The organism is Bifidobacterium avesanii, from assembly GCF_009299475.1.
In the GTDB taxonomy this organism is placed as follows: domain Bacteria; phylum Actinomycetota; class Actinomycetes; order Actinomycetales; family Bifidobacteriaceae; genus Bifidobacterium; species Bifidobacterium avesanii.
Genome location: NZ_WBSN01000003.1, coordinates 18,882 through 44,834 on the forward strand (window position 1 = coordinate 18,882; position 25,953 = coordinate 44,834).

The 25,953-nt window shown below is 66.8% G+C and carries 18 protein-coding genes and 4 tRNA genes; 9 read left to right on the plus strand and 13 right to left on the minus strand.

Translation table 11 applies throughout. From position 1 onward, the window contains the following. The first annotated feature begins 50 nt into the window (after positions 1-50). The 5 genes from DSM100685_RS02430 (at position 51) to DSM100685_RS02450 (ending at position 7,537) form a co-directional block, all read left to right on the plus strand. Entirely contained in the window at positions 51-509 is a 459-nt protein-coding gene (locus tag DSM100685_RS02430; protein WP_152349779.1) for a hypothetical protein, read from the plus strand. 382 nt (positions 510-891) lie between these two features. Further along, positions 892-2,745, plus strand: a complete 1,854-nt coding sequence (gene uidA / locus DSM100685_RS02435) for a beta-glucuronidase (RefSeq protein WP_152349780.1) — start codon at positions 892-894, stop codon at positions 2,743-2,745. 209 nt (positions 2,746-2,954) lie between these two features. Beyond that, positions 2,955-3,539 carry a MarR family winged helix-turn-helix transcriptional regulator gene (locus DSM100685_RS02440; protein ID WP_152349781.1) on the plus strand — a complete coding sequence of 195 codons (585 nt, stop codon included), beginning with the start codon at positions 2,955-2,957 and terminating at the stop codon, positions 3,537-3,539. A gap of 294 nt (positions 3,540-3,833) precedes the next feature. Further along, complete coding sequence (locus tag DSM100685_RS02445) at positions 3,834-5,642, plus strand: ABC transporter ATP-binding protein (protein ID WP_152349782.1); 1,809 nt, start codon at positions 3,834-3,836, stop codon at positions 5,640-5,642. A 53-nt stretch (positions 5,643-5,695) separates the two neighbouring features. After that, positions 5,696-7,537 (plus strand): ABC transporter ATP-binding protein, encoded by a 1,842-nt coding sequence (locus DSM100685_RS02450; RefSeq protein ID WP_420837368.1) that lies wholly within the window; start codon positions 5,696-5,698, stop codon positions 7,535-7,537. A gap of 480 nt (positions 7,538-8,017) precedes the next feature. On the opposite strand, the gene DSM100685_RS02455 is transcribed toward DSM100685_RS02450, so the two are convergent. The 8 genes from DSM100685_RS02455 to DSM100685_RS02490 all read right to left on the minus strand — a co-directional run bounded on the left by DSM100685_RS02455 (position 8,018) and on the right by DSM100685_RS02490 (position 12,584). Continuing rightward, positions 8,018-8,090 (minus strand) — tRNA-Ala (locus DSM100685_RS02455). A 16-nt stretch (positions 8,091-8,106) separates the two neighbouring features. Beyond that, positions 8,107-8,179, minus strand: a tRNA-Val gene (locus DSM100685_RS02460). A gap of 46 nt (positions 8,180-8,225) precedes the next feature. After that, positions 8,226-8,297 (minus strand) — tRNA-Val (locus DSM100685_RS02465). 9 nt (positions 8,298-8,306) lie between these two features. Then, positions 8,307-8,379, minus strand: a tRNA-Gly gene (locus tag DSM100685_RS02470). 158 nt (positions 8,380-8,537) lie between these two features. Then, the gene (locus tag DSM100685_RS02475) at positions 8,538-8,837 is read right to left on the minus strand and encodes a hypothetical protein (RefSeq protein WP_152349783.1); all 300 of its coding nucleotides are present in this window, start codon (positions 8,835-8,837) and stop codon (positions 8,538-8,540) included. Positions 8,838-9,093: 256 nt separating this feature from the next. Then, entirely contained in the window at positions 9,094-10,350 is a 1,257-nt protein-coding gene (locus DSM100685_RS02480; protein ID WP_152349895.1) for an MFS transporter, read from the minus strand. Between the two features lie 478 nt (positions 10,351-10,828). Beyond that, on the minus strand, positions 10,829-11,878 hold the full coding sequence (locus tag DSM100685_RS02485) for a sensor histidine kinase (RefSeq protein WP_152349784.1): 1,050 nt from the start codon (positions 11,876-11,878) through the stop codon (positions 10,829-10,831). A gap of 13 nt (positions 11,879-11,891) precedes the next feature. After that, positions 11,892-12,584, minus strand: coding sequence for a response regulator transcription factor (locus DSM100685_RS02490; RefSeq protein WP_204314205.1), 693 nt, complete (start codon positions 12,582-12,584; stop codon positions 11,892-11,894). Positions 12,585-12,717: 133 nt separating this feature from the next. On the opposite strand from DSM100685_RS02490, the gene DSM100685_RS02495 reads away from it, so the two are divergent. The 3 genes from DSM100685_RS02495 (at position 12,718) to DSM100685_RS02505 (ending at position 16,860) form a co-directional block, all read left to right on the plus strand. Beyond that, entirely contained in the window at positions 12,718-13,551 is an 834-nt protein-coding gene (locus tag DSM100685_RS02495; RefSeq protein ID WP_152349785.1) for an ABC transporter ATP-binding protein, read from the plus strand. Continuing rightward, positions 13,548-14,351, plus strand: a complete 804-nt coding sequence (locus tag DSM100685_RS02500; protein ID WP_152349786.1) for an ABC transporter permease — start codon at positions 13,548-13,550, stop codon at positions 14,349-14,351. Before DSM100685_RS02495 ends, DSM100685_RS02500 begins: the two co-directional genes overlap by 4 nt. A gap of 70 nt (positions 14,352-14,421) precedes the next feature. Further along, a complete protein-coding gene (locus DSM100685_RS02505) occupies positions 14,422-16,860 on the plus strand; it encodes a cation-translocating P-type ATPase (RefSeq protein ID WP_204314203.1) in 2,439 nt (812 codons plus the stop codon). A 13-nt stretch (positions 16,861-16,873) separates the two neighbouring features. Here the strand turns inward: DSM100685_RS02505 and DSM100685_RS02510 are convergent, their stop codons facing one another. The 5 genes from DSM100685_RS02510 to DSM100685_RS02530 form a co-directional block, all read right to left on the minus strand. Then, complete coding sequence (locus DSM100685_RS02510) at positions 16,874-17,950, minus strand: tRNA (guanosine(37)-N1)-methyltransferase TrmD (RefSeq protein ID WP_152349787.1); 1,077 nt, start codon at positions 17,948-17,950, stop codon at positions 16,874-16,876. Between the two features lie 536 nt (positions 17,951-18,486). Beyond that, on the minus strand, positions 18,487-19,074 hold the full coding sequence (gene rimM, locus DSM100685_RS02515) for a ribosome maturation factor RimM (protein ID WP_152349898.1): 588 nt from the start codon (positions 19,072-19,074) through the stop codon (positions 18,487-18,489). A gap of 20 nt (positions 19,075-19,094) precedes the next feature. Then, positions 19,095-19,328, minus strand: a complete 234-nt coding sequence (locus DSM100685_RS02520) for an RNA-binding protein (protein ID WP_150354689.1) — start codon at positions 19,326-19,328, stop codon at positions 19,095-19,097. Positions 19,329-19,332: 4 nt separating this feature from the next. Beyond that, positions 19,333-19,791 carry a 30S ribosomal protein S16 gene (rpsP, locus tag DSM100685_RS02525; protein WP_152349788.1) on the minus strand — a complete coding sequence of 153 codons (459 nt, stop codon included), beginning with the start codon at positions 19,789-19,791 and terminating at the stop codon, positions 19,333-19,335. A 169-nt stretch (positions 19,792-19,960) separates the two neighbouring features. After that, positions 19,961-21,562 (minus strand): glycoside hydrolase family 30 protein, encoded by a 1,602-nt coding sequence (locus DSM100685_RS02530; RefSeq protein WP_152349789.1) that lies wholly within the window; start codon positions 21,560-21,562, stop codon positions 19,961-19,963. 744 nt (positions 21,563-22,306) lie between these two features. On the opposite strand from DSM100685_RS02530, the gene DSM100685_RS02535 reads away from it, so the two are divergent. Next, positions 22,307-25,822, plus strand: coding sequence for a glycoside hydrolase family 2 TIM barrel-domain containing protein (locus DSM100685_RS02535; protein WP_152349790.1), 3,516 nt, complete (start codon positions 22,307-22,309; stop codon positions 25,820-25,822). Positions 25,823-25,953: the final 131 nt, after the last annotated feature.

The window sequence follows — 25,953 nt, forward strand, 5'->3', positions numbered from 1 at the left end:
TTTCCGGATTGGCGGAATGCCGGGCTGTCAGGGAACAATGCCGTCCTTCCGTGATCGTCCATTCTTGTTTTCTGACCACGGAATCCGGGTATTTTCTTCGGGAATGGCGGAATGCCGCGGACCGGGCGGCGAATATTGGTCTTCCGTGGTCGACCGATCGGGCGGGCATGGTGGTCGCGTCTTCGGAAGCGGGAAAGACTGATCAGAATGACCGGGACGGTCTGATTGGTCTGCCGAAAGAACCGGTCGGGGGTGAACTGGCCGGATGGATGAACTCATTGACTGGCGGGAAGCCGGACAAACCGGCCGGTCGGCAACGGAAGGCGGATTTTTCTCCCGGATTGGCGGAATGCCGCCGCTTGGCCGGAAAAATCGTCCTTCCGTTGTCGGGCGGGCTGACCGAATCGGCAACGGAAGGCCGATTTTTATCCATGATCGGCAGAATCGCGCCGCCCGGTCCGGGGAAGTCCGGCTTCCGTTGCCGGGCGGATCTGGTCGGGCGGATCTGATCGGGTTAGTCGGCCCGCTTACATCGGGAAGGCGTCCGGTCGGTTGGCCGGCCGATTGCCCGACCGTCCGACCACCCGGCCTTCGGCCAATTGCTTCGCGGACGACAAATAATCGCGGGCATTATTCCGCAAAGTGGCGGAATGACGCGGACGGCAATCATAATGCGGCGGATTCTTTGCCAGCCGACGGTATGGGGCATGCATCCTCCGCTCATTTGACGGGCAAAGGCGTGAGGGACGTGAAGTGCTGCCCCGTCATCCGCCCCGCCCAAAAAATCTGACGCTTTCTGATGGAAAATGCGCGAAACTGATCAAAACTGTGTGAAGCTCGTGTATCATGAAGAGCAAGAGACAAAGCTGTCAGCATACAGGGAGGAACAGGATGCTTTACCCTCAGACGAATGACGCCCGACTGGTGTTCAGCCTCGATGGCGTGTGGGACTTCAAGACCGCCGGCGAAACCGATTATCCGACCGAGTGGACCTCGGCCGCGCTGCCCGAGCCGATCCCCATGGCCGTGCCCGGCTCCTACAACGACCAGAATGACATGACCGACCTGTACGACGTGTACGGCTGGGTCGTCTACCAGCGCACCTTCAGCCTGCCCGAGCGCACGATCGAGGGCCAGCGCGTGGTCCTGCGCTTCGACGCCGCCACCCACGCCGCGGACGTGTACCTCAACGGCGAGAAGCTCGGCAGCCACAAGGGCGGCTTCCTGCCGTTCGAGTTCGACGTGACCGGCAAGGTCAAGGCCGGCGACAACCTGCTCGCCGTCGCCATCGACAACCGCATCAACCAGTCCACCCTGCCGATCGGCAACGAGGGCAACGTGGCGTTCTTCGGCTCCGACAACGCGGGCATCCCGTCCGTGGAGGCCGGCAAGCGCTGGGCCAAGCCGCAGAACCGCCCGAACTTCGACTTCTTCAATTTCGCGGGCCTCAACCGCCACGTGGAGCTCTACACCACGCCGGAAACGTACATCGCCGACGTGGCCGTGACCACCAAGTCCGTGACCGAGGGCCTCGGCGAGGGCGAGACCGGCCCCGCGACCATCGGCTACGAGGTGACGCTCGGCGGCGAGTTCGCGGCCAAGCGCGACGATCATGTGACCGTGACGATCCAGGACGAGTTCGGCAACACGGTCGCCACCGCCACCGGCGCGAAGGGCGAGATCACGCTGCCCGCCGCGCACCTGTGGAACCCCGGCGCCGCGTACCTGTACACCGCGCACGTCGATCTCGCCGGCTTCGCGGAGAGCGAGAGCGACGAGTACGACCAGACCTTCGGCATCCGCACCGTGGAGGTGAAGGACCAGAAGTTCCTCATCAACGGCAAGCCGTTCTACTTCAAGGGCTTCGGCAAGCACGAGGACAGCTACTTCCACGGCCGCGGCACCGACCAGCTGCTCAACGTCAAGGACGTCTCCCTGATCCACTGGCTCAACGCCAACTCCTTCCGCACCTCGCACTACCCGTACGCCGAGAACATGTACGACCTGTGCGACCGCGAGGGCATCGTGATCATCGACGAGACCCCGGCTGTGGGCATGAGCTGGCCGCAGTACACCAACAAGCCGCTGTTCGAGCACCACCAGCAGGTGATCAGGGACATGATCGCGCGCGACAAGAACCACCCGAGCGTGGTCATGTGGTCGCTTGCCAACGAGCCGTGGTACGACCAGGGCGGCGAGAAGTCCGAGAGCGCGCTCAAGTACTTCACCCCGCTGTACGAGCTCGCGCACGAGGTGGACCCGCAGAACCGCCCGGTCACGATCGTGTGCTGCCAGAACGACTACACCAAGGACCTCGTCACCCGCACCATGGACGTGGTGTGCCTCAACCGCTACTACGGCTGGTACAACCTGTCCGGCGACCTCGACGCGGCCTGCTACGCCCTGAACTACGAGCTCGACTGGTGGGAGAAGATCGGCAAGCCGGTCATGTTCACCGAGTACGGCGCGGACACCATGGAGGGCGTGCACGGCACCCACGGCAAGATGTGGAGCGAGGAGTACCAGCGCGACTACTTCGCCCGCATCGACGCGGAGATCGACAAGCGCCCGTGGTTCATCGGCGAGCAGCTGTGGAACTTCGCCGACTTCGTGACCATCCAGGGCACCATGCGCGTGGAGGGCAACCGCAAGGGCATCCTCACGCGCGACCGCCAGCCCAAGATGGCCGCGCACTTCCTGCGCGACCGCTGGGCCAAGATCCCGAACTTCGGTTACAAGGGCTGATTCCTCGCCGTCGTCCCGGGCGTGGCCCGATGGGGCTGCGCTTGGAATGACGGTATGGGACAATCAGGGGACGGTTCACCGCATGGTGGCCGTCCCTTTGTTGTTCCTTTGCTGTCCCTTTGCCGTCTTGTTGTCTCCCTGCCGCCGTCGGATTTGCCAAATTTACCTTTGGGTGTAAGATATCTCGCAGACATACGAAAGGAGTGCGCATGGGGTTTGAACAGGAGGCGGTGACGTCGCTCATGACCTGCATGCGGCGCAAGCGGTCGAAGATGCAGCGCGACATGGTCCGCGGCAACCACGGCGAGCCGTTCGTGCTGCACGAACTCATGCTCCGCGGCACCATGACGCCCTCGCAGGTGGCCGACGCCCTGTGCGCCAGCTCCGGGCGCGTGTCCACGCTGCTGTCTGCGCTGGAGAAAAAGGGCTTCGTCACGCGCGACGTGGACCCGGACGACCGCCGCGTGGTGCACGTGAACCTTACTCCCGCCGGCCGCGAGAAGGCGCACGCCGATCTGGACGAGATGCGCGACGCGATGTGCTGGATCTTCTCGCAGATGGGGGAGCGCCGCACGCGCGAGTTCGTCGACCTGCTTGAGGAGTTCGCCACGTACATGTCGATCTGCCATCCCGGCAAGCCGCGTCCCACGCCCGAGGAGGTCCGCGAGGCGTTCGCCGAGCGGGCCGGGTCCGGCGCCGAAGCGGGGGAAGGCCCGGCGGCGGGTGCGGAAACGGCCCCGGAAGCGGGGCCGGGAACGGAGTCTGGCGGCGGCTGCCCGATGTTCGGGGCGTAGGAATCCCGGAGGCGCCTTCCCGGGCCGGCCCCCTGACTCGGTTCGCCGAGTCCGTTCGGAACGGCGGATTGGCCGCTGGATCGCCGGATTCGCCCGGACTGGCCGGTGGCCCGGTGACCCGATGGTCCGACGGGCTCTGCTCGCCGTCGCTCGCTCGGGATGATCGGAATCGGCGAAGGCTGGTGCCGGCAAAAGTCCGCCGCCCACGCATGCTCAATATCTTGCACTGTAAGTAATTCAATACTAGAAAATAACCAACAACACACATTCGAAAACGGAAAGGACGGGGACGCCATGTTTCGCATCATGAAGTACCTCTCCAAATCGGAGGTCGGCCAGATGATCGTCGCGCTGGCGACCATCGTCGGACAGGTCTGGTTCGACCTCAAGCTGCCCGACTACATGTCCAGCATCACCACGCTGGTGGAGACTCCCGGCAGCGCCATGGTCGACATCTGGATCGCCGGCGGCAAGATGCTGCTCGTCTCGCTCGGATCGGTCGCCTGTGCGGTCGTGACCGGTTTCATCGCCGCGCGCGTGGCCGCCTCCTTCGGCCAGCGACTGCGCTCGCTCGAGTTCGCGCGCGTCGAGTCGTTCGGGCCGGCGGAGATGAGCCGCTTCTCCACCGCCAGCCTCATCACGCGCTCCACGAACGACATCACGCAGATCCAGATGTTCATCACCATGGGCCTGCAGCTCATCGTCAAATCGCCCATTATGGCCGTGTGGGCCGTGGCGAAGATCGCCGGCGAGGGCCTCGAATGGACGCTGGCCACCGGCGTCGCCACCGCGGCCCTGCTCGCCGCGATCGTGGTGCTCATGGCGCTCGTCATGCCCAAGTTCAAGGCCATGCAGCGCCTGACGGACAACATCAACCTCGTGGCGCGCGAGAACCTCACCGGCCTCAAGGTGGTGCGCGCGTACAACGCCGAGGACTGGCAGGAGGCCAAGTTCACCGAGGCCAACCGCGAGCTCACGGACACGCAGCTGTTCACCAACCGCGCGATGGCCGTGATGATGCCGCTCATGAACACCGTGATGAACGGCCTCATGCTCGCCGTCTACTGGATCGGCGCGTACCTGATCGACGCCGCCGGGCTCACGGACAAGCTCACCGTGTTCTCCAACATGATCGTGTTCTCCAGCTACTCGGTGCAGGTGATCATGAGCTTCCTGCTCATGAGCATGGTGTTCGTGCTGTGGCCGCGCGCCGACGTGTCCGCCCAGCGCGTGCTCGAGGTGCTGGACACCGAGCCGATGGTGAAGAACCCCGCGAACGGCGAGACCCCGGCGCCCAAGGGCACGGTCGAGTTCCGCGACGTGAGCTTCGCCTACCCGGACGCGCGCGAGAACACGCTCGAGCACATCAGCTTCACGGCCAAGCCCGGCCAGACCGTCGCGTTCATCGGCTCCACCGGCTCCGGCAAGTCCAGCCTCGTCAATCTGGTCCCGCGCCTGTACGACGCGACCGGCGGCCAGGTGCTCGTGGACGGCGTGGACGTGCGCGACTGGGACCTCACGGCCCTGCGCGAGAGGATCGGCTACGTGCCGCAGCGCTCCGTGCTGTTCAAGGGCACGGTGGCCGGCAACGTGGCGTACGGCGACCGTGCCGGCGGCGGGGTTTCCGGCGGGGCTTCCGACGCGCCCGGTCCCGATGCCGATTCCGCGGCCGTGAACATGGACGCCGTGAGGGCGGCCGCCGACGTGGCGCAGGCCACCGAGTTCGTCGACCGCATGGACGGCGGGTTCGACGCGGCCGTGGCGCAGGGCGGATCCAACGTCTCCGGCGGACAGCGACAGCGCCTGTCGATCGCGAGGGCCGTCTACCGCAACCCGGAGATCCTGGTGTTCGACGACTCGTTCAGCGCGCTCGACTTCGCCACGGATCGCAAAGTGCGCGACGCGCTCGCCGGGCATGCCAAGGGCGCCACCAAGCTGATCGTGGCCCAGCGCATCGGCACGATCATGAACGCCGACCTCATTGTGGTGCTCGACGACGGGCGCGTGGTGGGCGAGGGCACCCACAGCGAATTGATGGAGGGCTGCGAGGTGTACCGGCAGATCGCCGAATCGCAGCTCAGCAAGACGGAACTGACGGCTTAGAACGGCATAGGAAGGACCTGATACACATGGCAAGACCAACGGCAAGAGGGCCGATGGGCCACGGGCCGGGCGCGATGGGCGCCGCCGTGGAGAAACCGCAGGATTTCGGCGTGGTGATGGGCAAGCTCGTGCGCTTCTGCAAGTCGTACGTGCCCGTGATCGTGGCGGCGCTCGTGATGGGCGCCGTCGGCACGGTGTTCCAGATCATCGGGCCGGACAAGCTCAAGGACATGACCAATGCGATCGTGCGCGGCCTGCCCGCGATGGTGAACGGCAGGCCCGTCATGGGCGCCGTGGACTTCGGCGAGGTCACGCGCATCGGCTGGGCGCTCGTGGCGCTCTACGTGGGCTACGCGGTGCTGAGCTACGTGCAGAGCTGGCTCATGGCCAACGTCACCCAGCGCACCGCACAGCGCCTGCGCGAGGCGATCAGCGTGAAGATCAACAAGCTGCCGCTGAGCTACTTCGACAAGGTGAGCTACGGCGACGTGCTCAGCCGCATCACCAACGACGTGGACGCGATCGGCCAGACGCTGGGCCAGTCGCTCGGCTCGCTCATCACCTCGGTCACGCTGTTCGTGGGCGCGCTGGTGATGATGTTCTGGAACAACGTGATCATGACGCTGTGCGCGATCGGCGCGAGCCTCGTGGGATTCGCGATCATGATGGTGATCATGAAGGTCTCGCAGCGCTACTTCACCGCGCAGCAGGCGGCGCTCGGCGACGTCAACGGGCACGTGGAGGAGATGTACTCCGGTCACCTCATCGTCAAGGCGTACAACGGCGAGGCTGACTCCATCCGCCGCTTCGAGCGCTACAACGCCGACCTGTACGACTCCGGCTGGAAGAGCCAGTTCCTCTCCGGCCTCATGATGCCGCTCATGAACTTCGTGGGCAACTTCGGCTACGTGGTGGTGTGCGTGGTGGGTGCGGCGCTCGCCATGGACGGGCAGATCGAGTTCGGCGTGATCGTGGCGTTCATGATGTACATCCGCCTGTTCACCCAGCCGCTCGCCCAGTTCGCGCAGGCCTTCCAGAATCTGCAGCGCTGCGCCGCCGCCTCCGAGCGCGTGTTCGGCTTCCTCGAGGAGCCGGAGATGGCCGACGAGTCCGCCAAGCCCGCGCTGCTCGGGCGCGACGCGAACGGCCATGCGAAGCCGGTGCGCGGCGACGTGGAGTTCAGCCACGTGCGCTTCGAATACGAGCCGGGCAAGCCGATCATCCACGACTTTTCCGCTTCCGTGAAGGCCGGGCAGAAGGTGGCGATCGTGGGCCCGACCGGCGCCGGCAAGACCACCATGGTCAACCTGCTCATGCGCTTCTACGAGATCGCCGGCGGATCCATCTCGATCGACGGCGTGGACACGGCCTCCGTGCCCCGCTGGAACGTGCACGACCAGTTCTCGATGGTCCTGCAGGACACGTGGGTGTTCCGCGGCACCGTGCGCGAGAACGTCGCCTACGCGAAGCCGGGCGTGACGGACGAGCAGGTCGTCGCCGCGTGCAAAGCCGTGGGGCTCGACCACTTCGTGCGCTCGCTGCCGGACGGCTACGACACCGTGCTCGACGACAACACGTCGCTGTCCGCGGGCCAGCGCCAGCTGCTCACCATCGCGCGCGCCATGGTGCAGGACGCGCCCATCCTCATCCTCGACGAGGCCACGTCCTCCGTGGACACGCGCACCGAGGAGCTCATCCAGAAGGCCATGGACGCGCTGACGGTCGGGCGCACGTCGTTCGTGATCGCGCACCGCCTGTCCACGATCCGCGACGCCGACATGATCCTGGTGATGGACCACGGCGACGTGATCGAGCGCGGCACGCACGAGGAGCTGCTGGCGGCCGGCGGGTTCTACGCGAACCTGTACAACAGCCAGTTCACCAAGGCCGCCTAGCGCGGGGCTGTGCGTTGCGGGCTGTGTGGCATGGCGTGTGTCGCTTGCCGCTTGCTCGTTGCGGGCGGTTGCGGGCTGCGGCTGTGGGCGGTCCGATCTGTGTGGTCTGTGGTCTGCGGTCCGTGATCCGTGGCCCGTAGTCTGCGGTCTGCGGGCTTGTCCCGGCGGGTTCCGGCTCGCCCCGGCTCCCGACTCATCACTCATCTGCGGCTCGTCCCCGCTCATCCCTTCGTATCTGCCCAATCTGTGCCTTCACATTGCAGGATTGGGCAGAAACGCAGGATGAGAAGCTCTCTTGCAACGCTCAGCTTCCGTTCCTGCCCAATATCGCAATGTACGATCGCAGATTGGGCAGGAACGGAATACCGACATGCACAAGCGGGCGGAGCGAAAGGCGGAACCGGTCTCGGACACGGATGCGGGCGCGAGCATAACGAAAAACCCGCGGAACGTTGCCATTCCGCGGGTTTTCTCTAAAAGTGGAGCTAAGGGGATTCGAACCCCTGACCCTCTCCATGCCATGGAGATGCGCTACCAGCTGCGCCATAGCCCCGTAATTCGCCATTGGGTGGGCGATGTAGGAATCGAACCTACGACCCCTTCGGTGTGAACGAAGTGCGCTAGCCGCTGCGCCAATCGCCCGATCCCTTACGGTATTCAGTTGTAGGCCGGATTGCTCCGACTTGCGTGGGCGATACAAGATTCGAACTTGTGACCCCTTCCGTGTCAGGGAAGTGCGCTACCTCTGCGCCAACCGCCCGGGTCTGCGAGCGGACAACGGGACTCGAACCCGCGGTCTCAACCTTGGCAAGGTTGCGCTTTACCAACTAAGCTATGTCCGCATGCTGCCTTGTGAGCAACAGACAGATAATTTACGCCAAGGGTCCGCCAGACGCAAATCCCCGCGTGTCGCGTTGGGTCGGGCGGAAAACGAACGAGCCCGTCGGCGCTGGATTGGAGGGCGCCGACGGGCTCGTGAAAGTGTTTCCCGATGCGGGAATCAGCCGCGCTTCTCGACCAGTTCCTCCGAGGCCTTGTCGAGCGTGGCCATGATGGCGGTCTGCGCGTCCTTCACGTAGGCGAAGCCGTTCGCGGCCGAGAACTTGGCCTTCGTGGAGGCCTCCTCGGACACGGCGCGGGTCACGCGGGCGATGGCCACCAGCACGTTGGGCAGCTGGGAGTCGGGCGCGTCGTTGCCAAGCTCGCTGTAGAAGCGGATGGTCTCCACGTCGTTCGGGTTGGCATCGTTGCCGGGAGCGGCCTTGAGCGCTTCGACAATGCCACCGAGATATTGCTTCATGGGATACTTCATTGGAATGCTCATGGCTCCCACGGTAGAAGCCTTTGCGCCCGTTGTGCAGCGCGTCGGGCGCGATTTTACCGTGGGGATAATTTCGGTCGGCGTGGTGCCGGTATGTGGCATGCGGCTACGTGGATTTGCCCGCTGAAACGTTGCCTCTCCTGAAGCGGCATCGAGGCGGGGTAATCATCGCGCCTCCATGGTTCCCCGGTTCCGGCTTCGGCTCCGGTGCCGAGGAACTACATTGACGGGCGACTTACCGCGCGCCGGCCGCGGTGCGCCTGCGGTCGTCGATCCTGAGCCAGAACACGCAGGCGGCGGCGAGCAGCGCGAAGATCGCGCCGAAGGGTCCGAGCCAGTGCATGCCCACGGTGTCGGTCACGAGGCCGCCCACCGCGGAGCCCACCGCGATTCCGATGTTGAACGCCATCGAGTTGAACGAGGACGCGAGGTTGAGCGAACCGGGGTACGTCTCCGCCGCCACGTCCATGTACAGCACCTGCGACGGCGTGTTCTGCAGGTACATGAAGAAGCCCAGCACGAGCAGCAGCACGCAGCCGGCGATCGGGTTCATCACCGCGAGCGGCAGCAGCGCAAGCAGCACGGCCTGCACGAGATAGATGGGCAGCACGCGGATGAGCGGCTTCGTGCCGCGGCCGTGGTCGCCGAGCCTGCCGCTGTACAGGTTGCTGGCGAGGCACATGAGGCCGTACGCGCTCAGCGCGATGCTCACCCAGTCGGCGGGCATGCCGATCTCGTCCTGCAGGATGGGGGAGAGGTACGTGTAGAACACGTAGGTCGCCGCGGCGCCGCACAGCACGGCGAGGATGCCCGCCCAGATGCGCGGCTCGGTGAAGATGAAGAACTGCGCGAGGAAGCGGCTGCGCGGGCCGTAGTGGTTCTTGGGCAGCACCTTGAACATGGCCGCGATGAGCGCCACCGTCAGCGCCACGATCACGTAGAACGCCCAGCGCCAGCCGAGCGCGTTCGCCACAGCCGTGCCGACCGGGACGCCGAACACCGCGGCCACGGAGAAGCCGGAAAACACCCACGCCACGAACTTGGTGCGGTTTTTGGGGCTCGCCACGTCGTCCACGAAGGTCATGGACGTGGTGACGGTGGTGCCGGAGATGAGCGCGATGATCACGCGCGCCACGAGCAGTACCGCGTAGTTCGGGGCGACGGCGCACAGCACGTTGCCCACGAGGAAGATCGCCATGAGCGCGGCCATCACATGGAACCGCTCGAAGCGGGAGGTCAGCGCGGCGCCGATCGGCGTGGCCGGCGCGTACACGAAGGCGAACAGGGAGACGAGTCCGCCCACGGTGGTCAGCGGCACGCCCATGCCGGTCGCGATGTCCGGCAGAATGCCGACGATGATGAACTCGCTCATGCCCAGCGCGAAGCTGATCATGATGAGGGTGACGACGGCGGGCGTGAAGAAGCGGTCGTCGCGCGGCTGCGGCGCGGCTTGGCCGCCTTGGTTGGTCTGGGTGGTGGCGTTCTGAGACATGGACATGGGCGGTTCGGTTCCGTGGGTTGCGGGCTGTTGTGCGTGTTGTGCGTTGTGCAGGCTGTTGCGCGTGCAAAAGACTGGATTTTCCGGCGATCATCCTAAGCACGGTTCCGCGCTGTCACGAAATCGCGGTCCACGGTGTGTCACGGTGCCGCAGTGCCCGGCGTACTGCGGCGTACTGTGCCCCCGTCGCTGCGGGCTGTATGGGACGGCTGATCGGCTACTCGGCCTTCCGAGGGCAGATTTCCGGCATTGCGGACATCCATTCGGCCTTCCGAGGGCACCCGCCCGCCGTGCACATGCCCGTGAAACCGCGAAAAGCCTTGAAATTCGGTGGTTGGAACGGCTTTGCGCGCCGCAGCGATGCCCTTGGAAGAGGGAGTAGATGTCCGCATAACCCGAAATCCGCCCTCGGAAGGCCAAGTACTGCGGCAAATCGGTGTTGCACAGACGCGGTGCCCGGTGTGCCGCGGCGTTAGTGAGCCAGCGGGATGGTCAGGCGCATGGTCGTGCCCTCGCCGGCGGTCGGCGCGGCCTCGATCCAGCCGCCGTAGCGCACGGCGATGTCGCGGGCCAGCGCGAGGCCGAGCCCGTAGCCCTGATGGTCGGAGCCGCCGCCGGCGCGGGAGAACCGGTGGAAGAGCCGCTCCGGGTCGTCTCCGAGGCCGGGGCCGTGGTCGCGGATGGTGACGACCGCCTGCCCGTGCTCGGCCGCCACGCGCACCTCGACCGAGGAGCCGGCGGGGGAATGGGCGATCGCGTTGTCGAGCACAGCCACCACGCAGCGGCGGATACCGGTTTCGCCGCCGGAGACGATCACGGGCGCGTCATGCCCGGAGCCGCCGCCGGGCAGCATCACGTCCAGCGTCACGCCGTGACTGTCCGCAAGCAGGCGGATCGAGTCGACCGCATCCTCCACGGCTTTGCCCACGTCGGTCGGCACGTTCTCCAACGCGCTCGTGGCGGCGAGCAGCAGGTCGTTGATCACGTCGTTCATGCGCGTCACGTCGTCCTTGAGGTCGTCGATCACCGGTTCGAGGGGGCGCCCGGCCTTGAGCCGATGCTCGAGCAGCTCGGTGCGCGCGCCGATCACGGCGAGCGGCGTCTTGAGCTCATGGCTCGCGTCCGCCACGAAGTTGCGCTGCAGCCGCATGGCCTCCTGGATCGGCGCGATCTCCCTGCGCGAGAAGTACCAGCCGACCACGCCCGTGGCGAGGATGATGCACACGCCGAACACCCCGATGAACAGGATCGCCTTCTTGATGTCGATCACCCACGTGCCCTGCATGATGCTCGCCGCCGTGTTGACCGTGTTCGGGTCGATGCCGTGCTCGCTGAACTCGTGCCGCGAACCGAGAATCACACCCACCACGAGCATCACCAGCCCGATCGCGGTGATGCCGCTCATGGCGACCACCATCCTCAGGCTGATGGACGATGCCGCGCGCGTGGCCTCGCGCCCGCCGCGGTCATTGCGGTCCCCGCGGCCGCGCTCGCCGCCGTTGCCGAAGATCCCCAGTGCCATGCCGATCCCCCCGTCACTCCTCCGGCGTGCCGATGCGGTACCCGCGCCCGCGCACGGTCACGATGACGTCCTTCGCGGTCTTCTGCCGGATGTACGAGACGTACGTGTCGATCGTGCCGAGCACGTCGTCCGGATGGAACGCGGCGGCGAGCAACTCCTGCCGGCTGAACACGTGGTCCGGCGAGGCGCACAGCACGCGCAGCAGCGCCGATTCGGCCGCGGTGAGCCGCACGCGCGTGCCGTCGAAGCGCTCCATCTCCTCCGACTCGGCGAGGAACGTCCAGTCGCCGATCGCGTACGCGCGTTGGTTGGCGGCGGACCCGCGCAGCAGCACGCGCAGGCGGGCGTCGAGCTCCTTGAACTGGAACGGCTTGGTCACGTAGTCGTTCGCGCCGTCGTCGAGGCCGGTCACGATGTCCTCCACGCTGGACAGCGCGGTGAGCATGAGCACGGGCAGCGAGACGCCGCGGGCGCGCAGCATGCGCACGAGCTCCAGCCCGTCCATGTCCGGAAGACGACGGTCGATGATCGCCGCGTCGTACGCGCCCGTGGTGAGCTCGCGACGGCCCGATCCGCCGTCGGTCACCCACGTGACGCGGTAGTCGTCGTCCAGCAGTTCCTTGGTGATGGCCCCGAGCCGTTCGTCGTCCTCAATGAGCAGCACCTTGGGCCTGAGCATCCGCATCGCGTTCGTCAGCTCGTCCATGTCTCGTCCTTCCCCGTCCTTCTCGCGTCCCGCGACAGTTCTCCACAATCCATTTGGCGCCGGCGTTTCTAAGACCATTCTAAGAAACGCGGAGGGCGCGGAATTCCGCCGATCGCTCCCTAGGATATCCAGCATGAACACTGTTACTCCAATCGTGCTCGAGGCGGCGCACGTGACCTGCACCGTGCCCCAGCCCGCTCATGCCGCGCCGGCGAAGTCGCCGCGCCCGCGGGCCGTCCGGCCATGGCGCCGGGGCGCCTCGGGCGACGCCCGCTCCGAGAGCCATGCCGCCCCCGGCAAAACCGTCTTCCGAGACCTCTCGTTCACCGTCCATGGCGGCGACATCGTGGATCTCATCGGCCCGTCCGGTTCCGGCAAGTCCACGCTGCTCACCACCCTCGCGCTGCTCAACCCGCATGCCACCGCCACGCTCACGCTCGACGGGACGGACAGCGCCGCCATGACGCCCGAGCGCTGGCGCCGGCTCGTCGCGTACCTGCCGCAGCGCCCCACGCTGATCGGCGAGACCGTGCGCGACGCGATCACCCTGCCGTTCACGCTCAAGGTCCACCAGCGCGACGACGCCGGCGCCGCGGTGAGGGAGCCCGTGCCGGACGAGGGCATGATCCGCCGCACGCTCGACCGGGTCGGCTGCGACGACATCGAGCTCGAGCGCCCGCCGCAGGATCTGTCCGTGGGCCAGCAGGCGCGCGTGTGCATGCTGCGCACGCTGCTCACCAAGCCGCGCGTCATGCTCGCCGACGAGGTGGACGCCGGCCTCGACGACGAGAACGCCGACCGCGTGGCCGACATCCTCGCCTACGCCGCGCATCAGGGCATGGCGATCATCCGCGTGCGGCACCGCCCCGCGGACGGCCGGGCCACGCGCACATGGCGGCTCGCCGACGGGACGCTTACGGAGCTCGCCGCGCACGACGCTCACAGCAACGAGGAGGTCGCACGATGAACGACGTCGTTTCCGCCAACGCCGGCGCGTACCCGATCGACGGATGGGGGCTGCTCATCACCGTGATTCTGGTGGCCGTGGCCGCCGGCATGTCGTTCGTGATGAAGCTCGGCGTGGAGCGCCGCATGCTGTGGGCCACGCTGCGCTCGCTCGTGCAGCTGCTCGCGATGGGCTACATCATCCGCTTCGTGATCGCGTGGAACAATCCGTGGATCTGCTTCGCGCTCATCGCCGTGATGATCGTGGCGGCCGTGCAGATCACGCTCACGCGCGCCTCGAACATTCCCAAGGGACTGGCGCCGCAGGTGTTCCTCACGCTGCTGGTGTGCGTGATCCTGCAGATCTCGGTGGTGATCGAGCTGATCGTGCGGCCCAAGCCGTGGTACGCGCCCGCGGTGCTCGTGACCATGGCCGGCATGCTGCTGGGCAACGTGGTGGCCGCGACCGCCGTGGCCATGAGCCGCTTCTTCTCCGACATGAAGTCCCGCCGCTACGAGGTGGAGATGCTGCTCGCGCTCGGCGCCACGCCGTTCGAAGCCGCGAAGCCGTCGATCGTCTCGTCCGTGAAGATGGGCATGATCCCCACGATCTCGCAGCTCGCGTCCAGCGGCATCGTGCTCATCCCGGGCATGATGGCCGGCCAGGTGATCGCCGGCGCGGACCCGCTCACCGCCGCTAAGTACCAGTTCGTGGTGCTCGCCGTGATCAGCGCGCTCACGCTCATCGCCGACTCGCTCATCATGGTCCTCGTCTACAGGACCTCGTTCACCGCCCTCGACCAGTACCGCGCCGAATCTTAGGGCCGCCTGAGACCGCCTTCCGTAGGGTTGCCGTGACAATTCGGACAAACAACCCGACGGAGGGCGAAACATGACGAACACGGCAACGTGGGCCAAAGCCATCACCGGCCTGACCGCGCGCGAGGTCGAGGAGCGACGCGCGCGCGGCGAGGGCGAGACCGGCGCGAACAGCGTCACCAAATCCACGGGCGCGATCCTGCGCGAGAACATCTGCACGCTGTTCAACGCGCTCAACTTCGCCATCGCGATCCTGCTGTTCGCGGTGGGCGCGTACACCAACATGCTGTTCATCGCGATCATCATCCTCAACATCGTGATCGGCATCGCGCAGGAGCTCAAGGCCAAGAAGCTGGTCGACGAGCTCACCATCCTCAACCAGCCGCACGCCACCGTGCTGCGCGACGGCCGCGAGACCGAACTGGAGACCCGCGAGATCGTCAGGGACGACGTGATCGTGCTCGAATCCGGCCGCCAGATCTGCAACGACGCCGTGGTGCTCTCCGGCGACCTCGAGGTCAACGAATCCCTGCTCACCGGCGAAAGCGACTCGGTGGACAAGAAGCCCGGCGACCAGCTGCTCTCCGGCAGCTCCGTGATCTCCGGACGCTGCCTCGCGCGCGTGGTCCACGTGGGCGACGCCAACTACGCGAACTCGCTCATCAACGAGGTGCGCCAGGAGAAGCGCGTGCATTCGGAGCTGCTCGACTCCATGCGCAAGGTGACCCGCTTCACCAGCTTCCTCATCATCCCGCTCGGCGTGCTGCTCTTCGCGCAGGCCACGTTCTGGCGCCACGCCGGCACGTACGACGCCGTGGTCTCCTCCTCGGCCGCCCTGCTCGGCATGCTGCCGAAGGGCCTCGTGCTGCTCATCTCCGTCTCGCTCGCCACCGGCGTGATCCGGCTGGCCAAGCGCAAGATCCTCGTGCAGAACATCTACTCGCTGGAGACGCTCGCGCACGTGGACGTGCTGTGCCTCGACAAGACCGGCACGCTGACCGACGGCAACATGAGCGTGGAGCGGGTGGTCGAGCTGGGCGCGGGCGGCGGTGCCTCCGATGCGCCCGGTGCGGCTGGCCTGCCCGGAGTCCCCGGTCCGTCCGGAGTTCCCGGTCTGCCCGGCGTGGACGCGGCGCTCCTCATGCGCTCCTACCTCGCCGCCAGCGAGGACAACAACGCCACGATCGCCGCGCTGCGCGCCTATGAGGGGTTCGCGTCCGACGGCGGCCCGGCTTTGCCCGCCGCCGCGGTCATCCCGTTCTCCTCCAAGCGCAAGTGGGGCGCGATCACGTTCGACGGCGTCCCCGGCCACGCCTCGGACACGGCCGGCACGGTGTTCCTCGGCGCGCCCGAACGCATCCTCGGCGGCACGGGCGAGGAGGCCGCCCGGCTCATGAAGCAGGGCCTGCGCCTCGTCGCGGTCGGCTATCGCCCGGGCGTGTGGAACGACGACATGAACCTGCCCCAGGACCTCACGCCGCTGTACCTCATCGCCCTGCGCGACACGATCCGCCCGCGCACCCGCGAGACGCTGGCGTACTTCCGCGAGCAGGGCGTGGACGTGAAGGTCATTTCCGGCGACCATCCGGACACCGTGTCCGCCGTGGCCCGTCAGGCCGGGCTCGCGCTCTGGGCCGACGTGATCGACATGACCCGCGTGCCCGCCGGCGCCCCCGACGAGGCGTTCGACGCGCTGGTGGACCGCTACGCCGTGTTCTCCCGCGTCACTCCGAAGCAGAAGCGCCAGCTCGTGCAGGCCCTGCAGCGCAAGGGGCACAAGGTGGCCATGACCGGCGACGGCGTGAACGACCTGCTCGCCCTGCGCGAGGCCAACTGCTCGATCGCCATCGCGTCCGGCTCCGACGCCGCCCGGCAGATCGCGCAGATCGTGCTGCTCGACTCCGACTTCACCTACCTGCCCGAGGTGGTGCTCGAAGGCCGCAAGGTGGTCAACAACGTGACGCGCACGGCCGCCGTGTTCTTCATCAAGACCGTCTACTCGACGCTCGTCTCGTTCTTCTGCCTCGCGCTCAACATCCCGTTCCCCTTCATCCCGATCCAGATCACGCTCGTGGACGCGTGCATCGAGGCGTGGCCGTCGTTCCTCACCATCTTCGAGTCGGACACGCGCCGCATCCGGGGCCGCTTCCTGCCCACCGCGCTGTCCAAGGCCGCGCCGTTCGCCGTGGTGGTGAGCGCGATGATCGTCGTGACGAGCCTGCTGAACCCGTTCCCCACGGACGAGACGCGGACCGCGATGTACCTGCTGCTCATCGTGGTGTCCATGATCGCGGTGATCAAGAGCTGCGTCCCGTTCAGCCGCATCCGCGCGTTCGTGTGCGCGACGATGGTCGCCGGCACGCCGCTCGCGCTGGTGATCCTGCCGAAGCTGTTCGAGGTGACGGCCGTGACCAAGCCGATGGTGAGCTACCTCGTCATGGCGCTGATCTGCATGGTCATCCCGCTGCTCGGCTACTTCACCGCGCTGAAGGGCCTCGGCAAGGAGTCGTGATCGCGGCGGTGCGCTACCTGTCCAGCTTGCGCGGATGGGCGCCGGAGACCTCCCAGCCCAGCGCCATGAGGGTCTTGCGGTCCTGCTTGCTGAGCTTGGCGCAGTCGAGCGCGGCGATGAGGTCCGGGCGGATCGCGTCGGTGCGCTCCAGCGCCTCGTCGCGGCGGAACCGGTCCACCTTGCCGTGGTCGCCGCTCAGCAGCACGTCCGGCACGCGGATGCCTCGCCACTCGGCCGGCTTGGTGTACTGGCGGTGCTCGAGCAGCGCGCCCTCGCCGGTGTACGACTCCTCGACGATCGACTCCGGGTTGCCCATGAATCCGGGCAGCAGCCGCGTGATCGCCTCGAGCATCACCGACACGGCCACCTCGCCGCCGTTGAGCACGTAGTCGCCGATCGAATATTCGCGCACGTCCACGCCCTGCGCGCGGTAGTACTCGGGGATGCGCGCGTCGTAGCCCTCGTAGCGGCCGCAGCCGAAGAGCAGGTGCTTTGCGCGGCTGAGCTCCGTGGCGTCGCGCTGGGTGAACAGCGGGGCCGACGGGTTGGGGAAGATGAGCACCGGGCGGTCGGCGGGCGGCTCGGCGGGTTCGGCGGGGACGTCGGCGGCAGTGGCGTTGCCGGGCTCGTCACCGTCGACGCCGTCTTCCGTCTGCGCGGCTGGGCTGGTTGTCGCGTCGCCGTTCGCGCATGCCCCGGCGTCCGTCGCTGCCGTGCCGATTGCCGCAGCCTCGCCGGTTTCGACCTTGTTGGAGACTTCGGTCGCAGTTGCGGCGTGCGCATCATTCTCCGTGGCTCCACGGTTCACGACTTCCGCGGTGTCCTCGGCGTCGGCCGCCGCGCTGCCGACCGTGGCGGGTTCGAGGCCCAGCAGATCGTCAAGGCATTCGGACCAGACGACCGGCTTCATCACCATGCCGGCGCCGCCGCCCACGGGCGTGTCGTCCACGGAATGATGCACGTCGTGCGTCCAGTCGCGCAGATTGTGCGCGTGCACCTCCACGAGTCCCTTGGCCTGCGCCTTGCCGAACAGGCTGAGCCCCAGCACGTCGAAGTATTCGGGGAATACGGAAACGATGTCGATCTTCATAAGGTCCTAGCGTAGGCGATGTGTGACCGTGACCGTGACACAGACCGGACGGCTTCGCTCTTGCCAATCAGCAAATGGCGGAATTGCAACGATTCTTGTTGCCCGTGACATAGACCGTCCGGTCATTGTCACGGACACGGTCACGCTACGGTCATTGTCACGGTCACGGTTACCGTCACGGTCATGCATGATCGGACCGGGAGTGGATGGCCGGACCGGGGGAATCACTCGGACCGGGGCGGATGGTCGGACCGGGCACGACTCTTCGGACAGGGAGTGATTCCCCGGACCGGGAGCGCCCACTCCCGGTCCGGTATCGGGAAAACCGTTGAAATACTGCCATTTTGAAACTTGGTGGACAGGGAGCGGTCACTCCCTGTCCGAGGATCCGCTCCCTGTCCAGAGAATTAATCCCCGTTTAGGGCGGGGATGAGCTGGCTTGCGGAAGAATCCGCGGGCCGTCACGCAACGACTCGCGTGACGGCCCGCGCCAATCCAGCGGCTCAGCGTTCCGGGTGCTCCGAACGTTCCGAACGCTAAGCCCGCTCCGGGATGAGGCCGCCGGGCGGGTCGAGCGTGAGATACCCCTCGTCGAGGTCGATCTCCGGCACGATCTCGTCCACGAACGGCACGAGCACCGGCAACGTGGCGTCAGGATCGTCGTCGGTGGGCATGGGAACGGCCACCTCGAGCAGATACTGCGCCGGACTCTCCAGCAGGTTGGTCACCGTGCCGATCACCTCGTCGGCCGGGTGGCCGAGCGCGTTCTCCTCATCCCACCGGGCCTCGAGCCCGATGAGATCCTCCGGATACCAGGCGTCCTCCTCGGCGAGCTCCTCCTCGGTGGCGGGCTCGCCGTACAGCTCCACGCCGTTGAGCGCCTCGGACGCGTTGCGGTCCGTGACGCCGTCGAACAGGACGATCCAGCGCTCCTTGTGCGTGCGCGACCGCAGCACGTGGAACTCCCGCGAACCATCCTTGGTGTACAGCACCGAACCGGGGGCGAAGCGCTTCTCCGGTTCGTCGGTGAACGGCCGCACGTTCACTTCTCCCTTGAGTCCCTGGGCGCGGCCGATACGACAAACCCTCAACAGCTCGCGCTGCTGAGGGCCGTCGGAATGCATGGGACTCGCCACGCTGGGGTTCACCTGCGCACGTCCATGATGTCGACGCGCACCTTGTGGTCGGCCAGAGCCTGAACCACGGTGCGGATCGCGTTGGCCGTCCGCCCGCCGCGACCGATGACGCGGCCGATGTCCTCGGGGTTCACGCGCACGCGAAGCAGTTCGCCGCGCGCGTTCTCATGGGACTTGACGGAGACGTCGTCGGGAAAATCAACGACGTTCTTGATGAGATGTTCCACAGCCTGAGCGAGCATATGATCACTCAGCCTCGGTCTCGGCGGCGGCTTCCTCAGCCGGAGCTTCCTCGGCGGCAGCGGCGGCTTCGGCCTCAGCCTTGGCCTTCGCCTCGGCCTCGGACTTGGCGGCCTTCAGCTTCTGGGCCTGGGCCTCGACGGCCTCCACGCGGGCGGCGGCGTCCGGGCCGGCCTCGACGGTCTTCAGGGTGCCCTCGGCGCCCTCAAGGCCCTTGAACTTCTGCCAATCGCCGGTGATCTTGAGCAGCTTGAGCACGGGATCGGACGGCTGAGCGCCGACGCCGAGCCAGTACTGAGCGCGCTCGGAATCGATCTTGATGGTCGAGGGCTGGGTGTTGGGATCGTAGGTGCCGATCTCCTCGATGACCTTGCCGTCGCGCTTCTTGCGGGAATCCGCAATCACCACGCGGTAGAAGGCGTAGAACTTCTTGCCCTGTCGCTTCAGACGAATCTTGGTTGCCAAAATGGCTCTCCTTGTAATTTCGGGGTGTGGTTTTCTTCTTCTGTGTGGGGCACGGAATCCGAAACCCACGTGTTCCTCGCGCCACCCGAGTGTGAGAGGGCCTCGCGCGCGCGAATAACTGCGTAATTATAACGCCGACCCGCGGACGAGGCGTCGCCGCGTGGCGCCCTCACCGTCCGGGCGCGCGGTCGCCGTGGAACTGCTCGGGGGAGGGGTTGAGCGGGAAGTCGTCGTCGGCCGGCACTTCGGACAGATTGAGCGGCGCGTACGACTTGCGCAGCGTGACCGTGCCCCACGCCGGCACCTCCACGGCCTGCCATTCGTCGCCGCGGCCGGAAATGGCCACGCGCGCGGTGATCGGGGAGCCGGTCGGGTTGTAGACGATCGCGCTGACCGAGCCGTCGGGCGCGAGGAACGCCACGGAGGTGAGCCCGCCCGTGTAGCCGTCGGGGGAGTAGGACGACGAGCCGATCACGACGGATCCGGCCGGCACGTCCTGGCCGAGGTTGCGCAGCATGAAGTACTCGAGGTTGCGCTGCACCTCGCCGGTCTCGTGCTGGATGGTCACCACGCCGCGGCGGCCGGTCGATCCGGCCTTGTTGGGCAGACCGCGCTCGTCCAGCGCGAGGTTCCACAGGGTGACCATGCCCATGCCGTTGCGGATGAGCCACGAACTGGTCACGCCGAACATGATGTGCGAGGCGTCCTCCACGCTGTCGCGCATCATGCAGCGGCGTTCGCTCATCCACACGCTCCAGCCGGGGAACGAGCGCGTGGCGTTGAACAGGTTGCCGTACGTGGGCTCGTACGTGTGCACGGCGATGCCGTCGAAGCTGGCCGCCTGATGCGCCGTGACGTCCTCGTCGAGCGGGTGGGTGAGCGTGTGCGTGTTGTCGTCGAGGAAGAACAGCTTGACCTCGGGGTGCGTGGCGTCGAGCGCCGGACGCAGGTAGTCGGCGCCGAACGCGGCCATCTCCCCATGGCTCCAGATCATGGCCGGCCACGGCGAGGCGTTGGCGGGCTCGTTCTGGATGGTCAGGGCCCAGATCGGGATACCGTACTTGGCCATCTCGTCGATGTAACGCACGAAGTAGCGGGCGTAGGTGCCTTCGAACGAATCGTGCATCGGGTCGAAGCCGTTGCCGGTCCACTCGCCGAAGCGCAGACGGCCGCCGAGCGTCAAATGCCCGGTGTTCTTCATCCACGCGGGCGAGCTCCACGGCGACGCCATCACCTTGACGCCGGGGTTGATCTCGAGGATCTGTTGCAGTACGGGCACAATCGACTTGAGGTCGCCGGTCGCGCCGGGCCGCCCGGGCTCGCCGGAGCCGAGGGAGAAGCGGGACAGCGTGTTGTCGTGCTCGCCGAAGGGCAGGTCGTCGTACGTGTAGTAGTCCTGCTCGTTGAAGTCGGTGGAGCCGATCGGCACGCGCACCATGTTGAATCCGGCGCCGTTCACCGGGTCGAACAGTTCGGTGAGCAGGTTGCGCCGCTGCTCGGGGCTCATGGCCCACTGGATGAGGTATGCGGCCGCGTCGGTGATGGCCGCGCCCTGGCCAACCCACGGCTGCTTGCGGTCCGCCGGGTCGATCACGATCGGCACCGCGCCCGCCGGGGCGTCGCCCGCCCGCGTGGCCGTCGGCGTGGGGATGTGCTCACGCCGCTGCTCGAGGTCGCCGGACGTGGCGGTCCATGCCTCGAAGGGATAGGGATTGGGATTGGGGGTGGTGGACGTGGCTGTCTGGCTGTTCGGGTTGTTTGTCTGATTCATGGCGGGCCTCCTTGCCGGTGTGTGATTGCGTCCGTTTCTCAATTATGCGCATGCACGTCGCTTGGCCTAATTCGCCCTATCCTGTCATCGCATTCTGGCCCGATCGTTCCAACTTGTGTTTCCGAAATCGCAGATTGGAACGATCGGACCGTTTTCGTGCCCTTGCGGGGCTTGTTTTGCCGTTGATCGTTCCAAGCTGTGCCAATCGGGACGCAGGTTGGAACGAATGCATATTTCGATCCGCCAGCTTGAGCAAATCCAGTGTGCTTGAGGGGAAATGGGGGTGCGGACGAAAAGTTGGACGCTTTGGCGTCCAACTTTTCGTCCGCACCCCCGAGTGCACGAGTCGCCCATTGGATTCGCTCAATCCGCGTCTGGTAGCCGGCGGATTGAGCGGATCCAGTGCGTAGGGGGGCAGGAGGACATGCGCGGTGCGGTCAAAGGCTGCGGAGGGCTGGAATCGTGCGCTCGCGGGGTCAATTTCACAAGTTTCGATGTTGCCCGGCGTACAGCGCGCCCGTGGCATGCACGCAGTGCGTCTTCGGCATGCACCTCACCGTGCGTGCGTATGCGTGTGGATATCGTGCGCGCGGCATGCAAGCGGCACACGCGTTGCGCATGGCACGCGCATGGCACGCGTGCGGCCACCATGTGCGCAACCATCACGCGCCCGCGATCGACGGCTGACGGCATACTGGGAGGTGGAAATTCGTATCAACCACCAACGTAAAGGAGCGTTGCCCGATGTTCGTCCCCAAGTACTACGAGAGCCTTGAGCATCTGCATGTGGGGTGTCAGCCGAACCGCGCGTACTACGTCCCCGCCTCGCGCGAGATGGACACGAGCGTGGGCCGGCGCGTGGAATCCGACCGGTTCCAGCTGCTCAGCGGGCCGGACGCGGGCGAATGGGACTTCCGCTACTACGGGTCGATCCACGAGCTCGACGCCGCGGTGGAACGCGCACACGCCAATCATGACCCGGCCTTCTGGGACAACGGCTTCGTGCCGGACGCGGCCGGCGGCTACACCACCATCCCCGTGCCGAGCGTGTGGCAGAACCACGGCTTCGACCGCCACCAGTACACCAACATCCACTACCCGTTCCCGGTGGATCCGCCGTTCGTGCCCGAGGACGACCCGTGCGGCGTGTACCTGACGAGCTTCGCGTACGAGACCGACCCCGCGGCCCCGCGCGCGTTCCTCAACTTCGAGGGCGTGGACAGCTGCTTCTACGTGTGGCTCAACGGCGAGTTCGTGGGCTACAGCCAGGTCTCGCACTCCACCAGCGAGTTCGAGGTGACCCAGCTGCTCGAGGACGGCGAGAACACGCTGGCCGTGCTCGTGCTCAAGTGGTGCGACGGCAGCTACATGGAGGATCAGGACAAGTTCCGCACGAGCGGCATCTTCCGCGACGTCTACCTGCTCAAGCGTCCGGAGCGCGCGGTCCGCGACTACTTCGTGCGCACGCCGGTCACGCCGCTTGCGTCCGACTGGGGCGAGACCGAGGCCCGCGTGGAGATCGACCTCGACTTCTACGACGGCGTGGTCGTGCCCGTGACCGCCGTGCTGCGCGACGAGGACGGCAACGAGGTGGCCCGCGCCGAGTCCGTGGAGATCGGGGACGCGCGCGCGGTCGAGCCCGCCGAATACGTGGAGGCGTCCACCGGCGACCACACCGCCACCACGGCCGCGTTCACGCCGCGCGCGCACGTGACGCTGCGCGTGGAGGACCCGACCCTGTGGAACGCCGAGCAGCCGTATCTATACACGCTCGCGCTCGCATCCGCCGGGGAAGTCGCTGCTGGGGAAGTCGCCGCCGGTGAGGATACCACCGGTGAAGACGCGCCCTCCGAGGTCATCACCCAGCCGCTCGGCATCCGCGAGATCGCCGTCGTGGGCGGGGTCGTGACCGTCAACGGTAGGCCGATCAAGATCCACGGCGTCAACCGCCACGACTCCGACCCGGTCACCGGCCCGGTGATCTCCGAGGGGCAGATGCTCGCCGACCTGACGCTCATGAAGCAGCACAACGTCAACGGCATCCGCACAAGCCACTACCCGAACGCGCCGGAGTACTACGACCTGTTCGACCGTCTCGGCTTCTACGTGGTCGCCGAGGCCGACGACGAGTCGCACGGCATGAACATGGATTACCAGCCCGGCGGCGGCGAGAACCGTCTCGGCTGGAACGAGCGCATGGCCAACAACCCGGCGTGGACTCCGGCGACCGTGGACCGCGTGCGCCGCTGCGTGGAGGAGCACAAGAACCACGCGTCGATCATCATGTGGTCCATGGGCAACGAAAGCGCGTACGGCTGCGCGTTCGAGGCGGCCCTCGCGTGGACCAAGGGCTTCGACCCGGAGCGCCTGACCCACTACGAGTCGGCGCGCTACGTGAGCGACAAGGACGCCCCGCACGACTATTCGAACCTCGACACGCACTCGCGCATGTACCCGCCGGTCGAGCAGATCGAGGAGTACTTCGCGCCCGGCGACGACGGTTCCCCGCGCGGCGACGGCGGCCACGGCGGCAACGGGCACGACGGCCGGCGCGAGGACGGCACCGGCGTGAAGCCCTACGTGCTGTGCGAATTCTGCCACGCCATGGGCAACGGTCCGGGCGACCTCGAGGACTACTTCGAGCGCATCCAGCGCTTCCCCGGCGTGGTGGGCGGATTCATCTGGGAGTGGTGTGACCACGCGATCGACCGCGGCACCGCGCCCGACGGCCGGCGCGTCTACGCGTACGGCGGCGACTCCGGCGAATACCCGCACGACGGCAACTTCTGCATGGACGGCCTCGTCTACCCGGACCGCACGCCGCACACCGGCCTCGCGGAGTTCAAGAACGTGTACCGCCCGGCCCGCGTGGTCGGCGGCGTCGAATTCTCCGAGGACCGCGCGACCGCCAGCGTGGTCCTGCACAACTACCTCGACTTCGCGCCGCTGAACGAGGCCGCCACGGTCATGTGGGAGCTGTATGTGGACGGTGAGCTCGACTCGTACTACCTGTTCGGCGACGACGACAACGAACAGCTCAACATCGCCCCGCACGCCGAGGGCCGCGTCACGCTGCCGGGCCTGAGCATCCCCGAGGACTGGAACGGCCGCATCGCCATCGTGCTGCGATACCTCACCCCGGAGCTGTTCGAGCTCGGCTTCGACGAGGTCGCCGTGCCCACCGCCGATCCGGTCAACCAGCTCGTCAAGGCCAAGCTCGCGCTCGCCGCCGGGCATCCCGCCGACTGGATGGTCGACTACGTGGACGACGAGGACATCGCCGACGCACTGCGCCACCGCGAGGCGCCGAGCGTGGCTGAGGACGAGTCGTCCGTGACCGTGGCGGGCGAGGGCTTCCGCTACGTGCTCGACAAGCGCACCGGCCTGTTCAGCCGCATGACGTTCGGCGGGCACACCCTGCTCACGCGGCCCATGGAGCTCAACGTGTGGCGCGCGCCCACGGACAACGACCGCAACGTGCGCGCCGAGTGGGAGCTCGCGCAGTACGACCGCGCGTACGCACGCGCCTACGAGGTGAGCGTGGATGCCGGGGACACGGCCGACGAATCCGCGGCCGACGAGTCCGTGACGATCATGCGCGACGGCAAGCTCGTGTCCATCGCCGCCGAGGACGCTCCCGGCTCCGGCGACGTGACGATCCGCGCGCGCATGGCCCTGCTCGCCCCGACCGTGCAGCCGATCGCCGCGATCGACGCGACCTGGACCATCCACCCGGACGGCACGGTCGCGCTCGCCATGGACGTAAAGCGCGATCCCGTCTTCCCGTTCCTGCCGCGCTTCGGCCTGCGCCTGTTCGTGCCCAAGGAGCTGGGCCGCGTGCGCTACTGCGGCCTCGGCCCGGGCGAAAGCTACATCGACAAGCGCCGCGCGAGCTGGCACGGCGTGTTCGAGGCCACCCCGGCCACGCTGTTCGAGCCGTACATCAAGCCGCAGGAGAACGGCAACCACCACGACTGCGACTGGGCGTCCCTCATGGGCGACGGCGTGACGCTGACCGCCTACACCGGGCGGACGGACGGCGAGGGCTTCGACTTCCAGGCCCTGCCGTACGCCGCCGAGGAGCTCACCGCCAAGGGCCACAACCACGAGCTGGAACCCTGCCCGGACGCCAACGTGGTCTGCCTCGACTACCGGCAGTCCGGCGTCGGCTCCAACAGCTGCGGCCCGGCCCTGATCGAGGCGTACCGGCTCGACGCGGAGGCGTTCACGTTCCGCATCGCCCTGAAGCCGGAGGTCTGAGGGGCCGAGGCGTTGACCGGAGGCCCGGTGGCCGCGTGGCCATGACGGCACAAGACGCATGACAACGCAACGAGGCCCGGCCCATCCACACACTTGCGGATGGGCCGGGCCTCGTCGCTATAACCCGGAAC

Coding starts and splice junctions, on each gene's coding strand:
- DSM100685_RS02480 (WP_152349895.1), bottom strand. CDS start 10,350: ATGTCTCAGAACGCCACCACCCAGACCAACCAAGGCGGCCAAGCCGCG.
- DSM100685_RS02475 (WP_152349783.1), bottom strand. CDS start 8,837: ATGAAGCAATATCTCGGTGGCATTGTCGAAGCGCTCAAGGCCGCTCCC.
- DSM100685_RS02495 (WP_152349785.1), top strand. CDS start 12,718: ATGAACACTGTTACTCCAATCGTGCTCGAGGCGGCGCACGTGACCTGC.
- DSM100685_RS02510 (WP_152349787.1), bottom strand. CDS start 17,950: ATGAAGATCGACATCGTTTCCGTATTCCCCGAATACTTCGACGTGCTG.
- DSM100685_RS02535 (WP_152349790.1), top strand. CDS start 22,307: ATGTTCGTCCCCAAGTACTACGAGAGCCTTGAGCATCTGCATGTGGGG.
- DSM100685_RS02440 (WP_152349781.1), top strand. CDS start 2,955: ATGGGGTTTGAACAGGAGGCGGTGACGTCGCTCATGACCTGCATGCGG.
- rimM (WP_152349898.1), bottom strand. CDS start 19,074: ATGCATTCCGACGGCCCTCAGCAGCGCGAGCTGTTGAGGGTTTGTCGT.
- DSM100685_RS02490 (WP_204314205.1), bottom strand. CDS start 12,584: ATGGACGAGCTGACGAACGCGATGCGGATGCTCAGGCCCAAGGTGCTG.
- DSM100685_RS02520 (WP_150354689.1), bottom strand. CDS start 19,328: ATGCTCGCTCAGGCTGTGGAACATCTCATCAAGAACGTCGTTGATTTT.
- DSM100685_RS02445 (WP_152349782.1), top strand. CDS start 3,834: ATGTTTCGCATCATGAAGTACCTCTCCAAATCGGAGGTCGGCCAGATG.
- DSM100685_RS02485 (WP_152349784.1), bottom strand. CDS start 11,878: ATGGCACTGGGGATCTTCGGCAACGGCGGCGAGCGCGGCCGCGGGGAC.
- DSM100685_RS02500 (WP_152349786.1), top strand. CDS start 13,548: ATGAACGACGTCGTTTCCGCCAACGCCGGCGCGTACCCGATCGACGGA.
- DSM100685_RS02530 (WP_152349789.1), bottom strand. CDS start 21,562: ATGAATCAGACAAACAACCCGAACAGCCAGACAGCCACGTCCACCACC.
- DSM100685_RS02450 (WP_420837368.1), top strand. CDS start 5,696: ATGGGCCACGGGCCGGGCGCGATGGGCGCCGCCGTGGAGAAACCGCAG.
- uidA (WP_152349780.1), top strand. CDS start 892: ATGCTTTACCCTCAGACGAATGACGCCCGACTGGTGTTCAGCCTCGAT.
- DSM100685_RS02505 (WP_204314203.1), top strand. CDS start 14,422: ATGACGAACACGGCAACGTGGGCCAAAGCCATCACCGGCCTGACCGCG.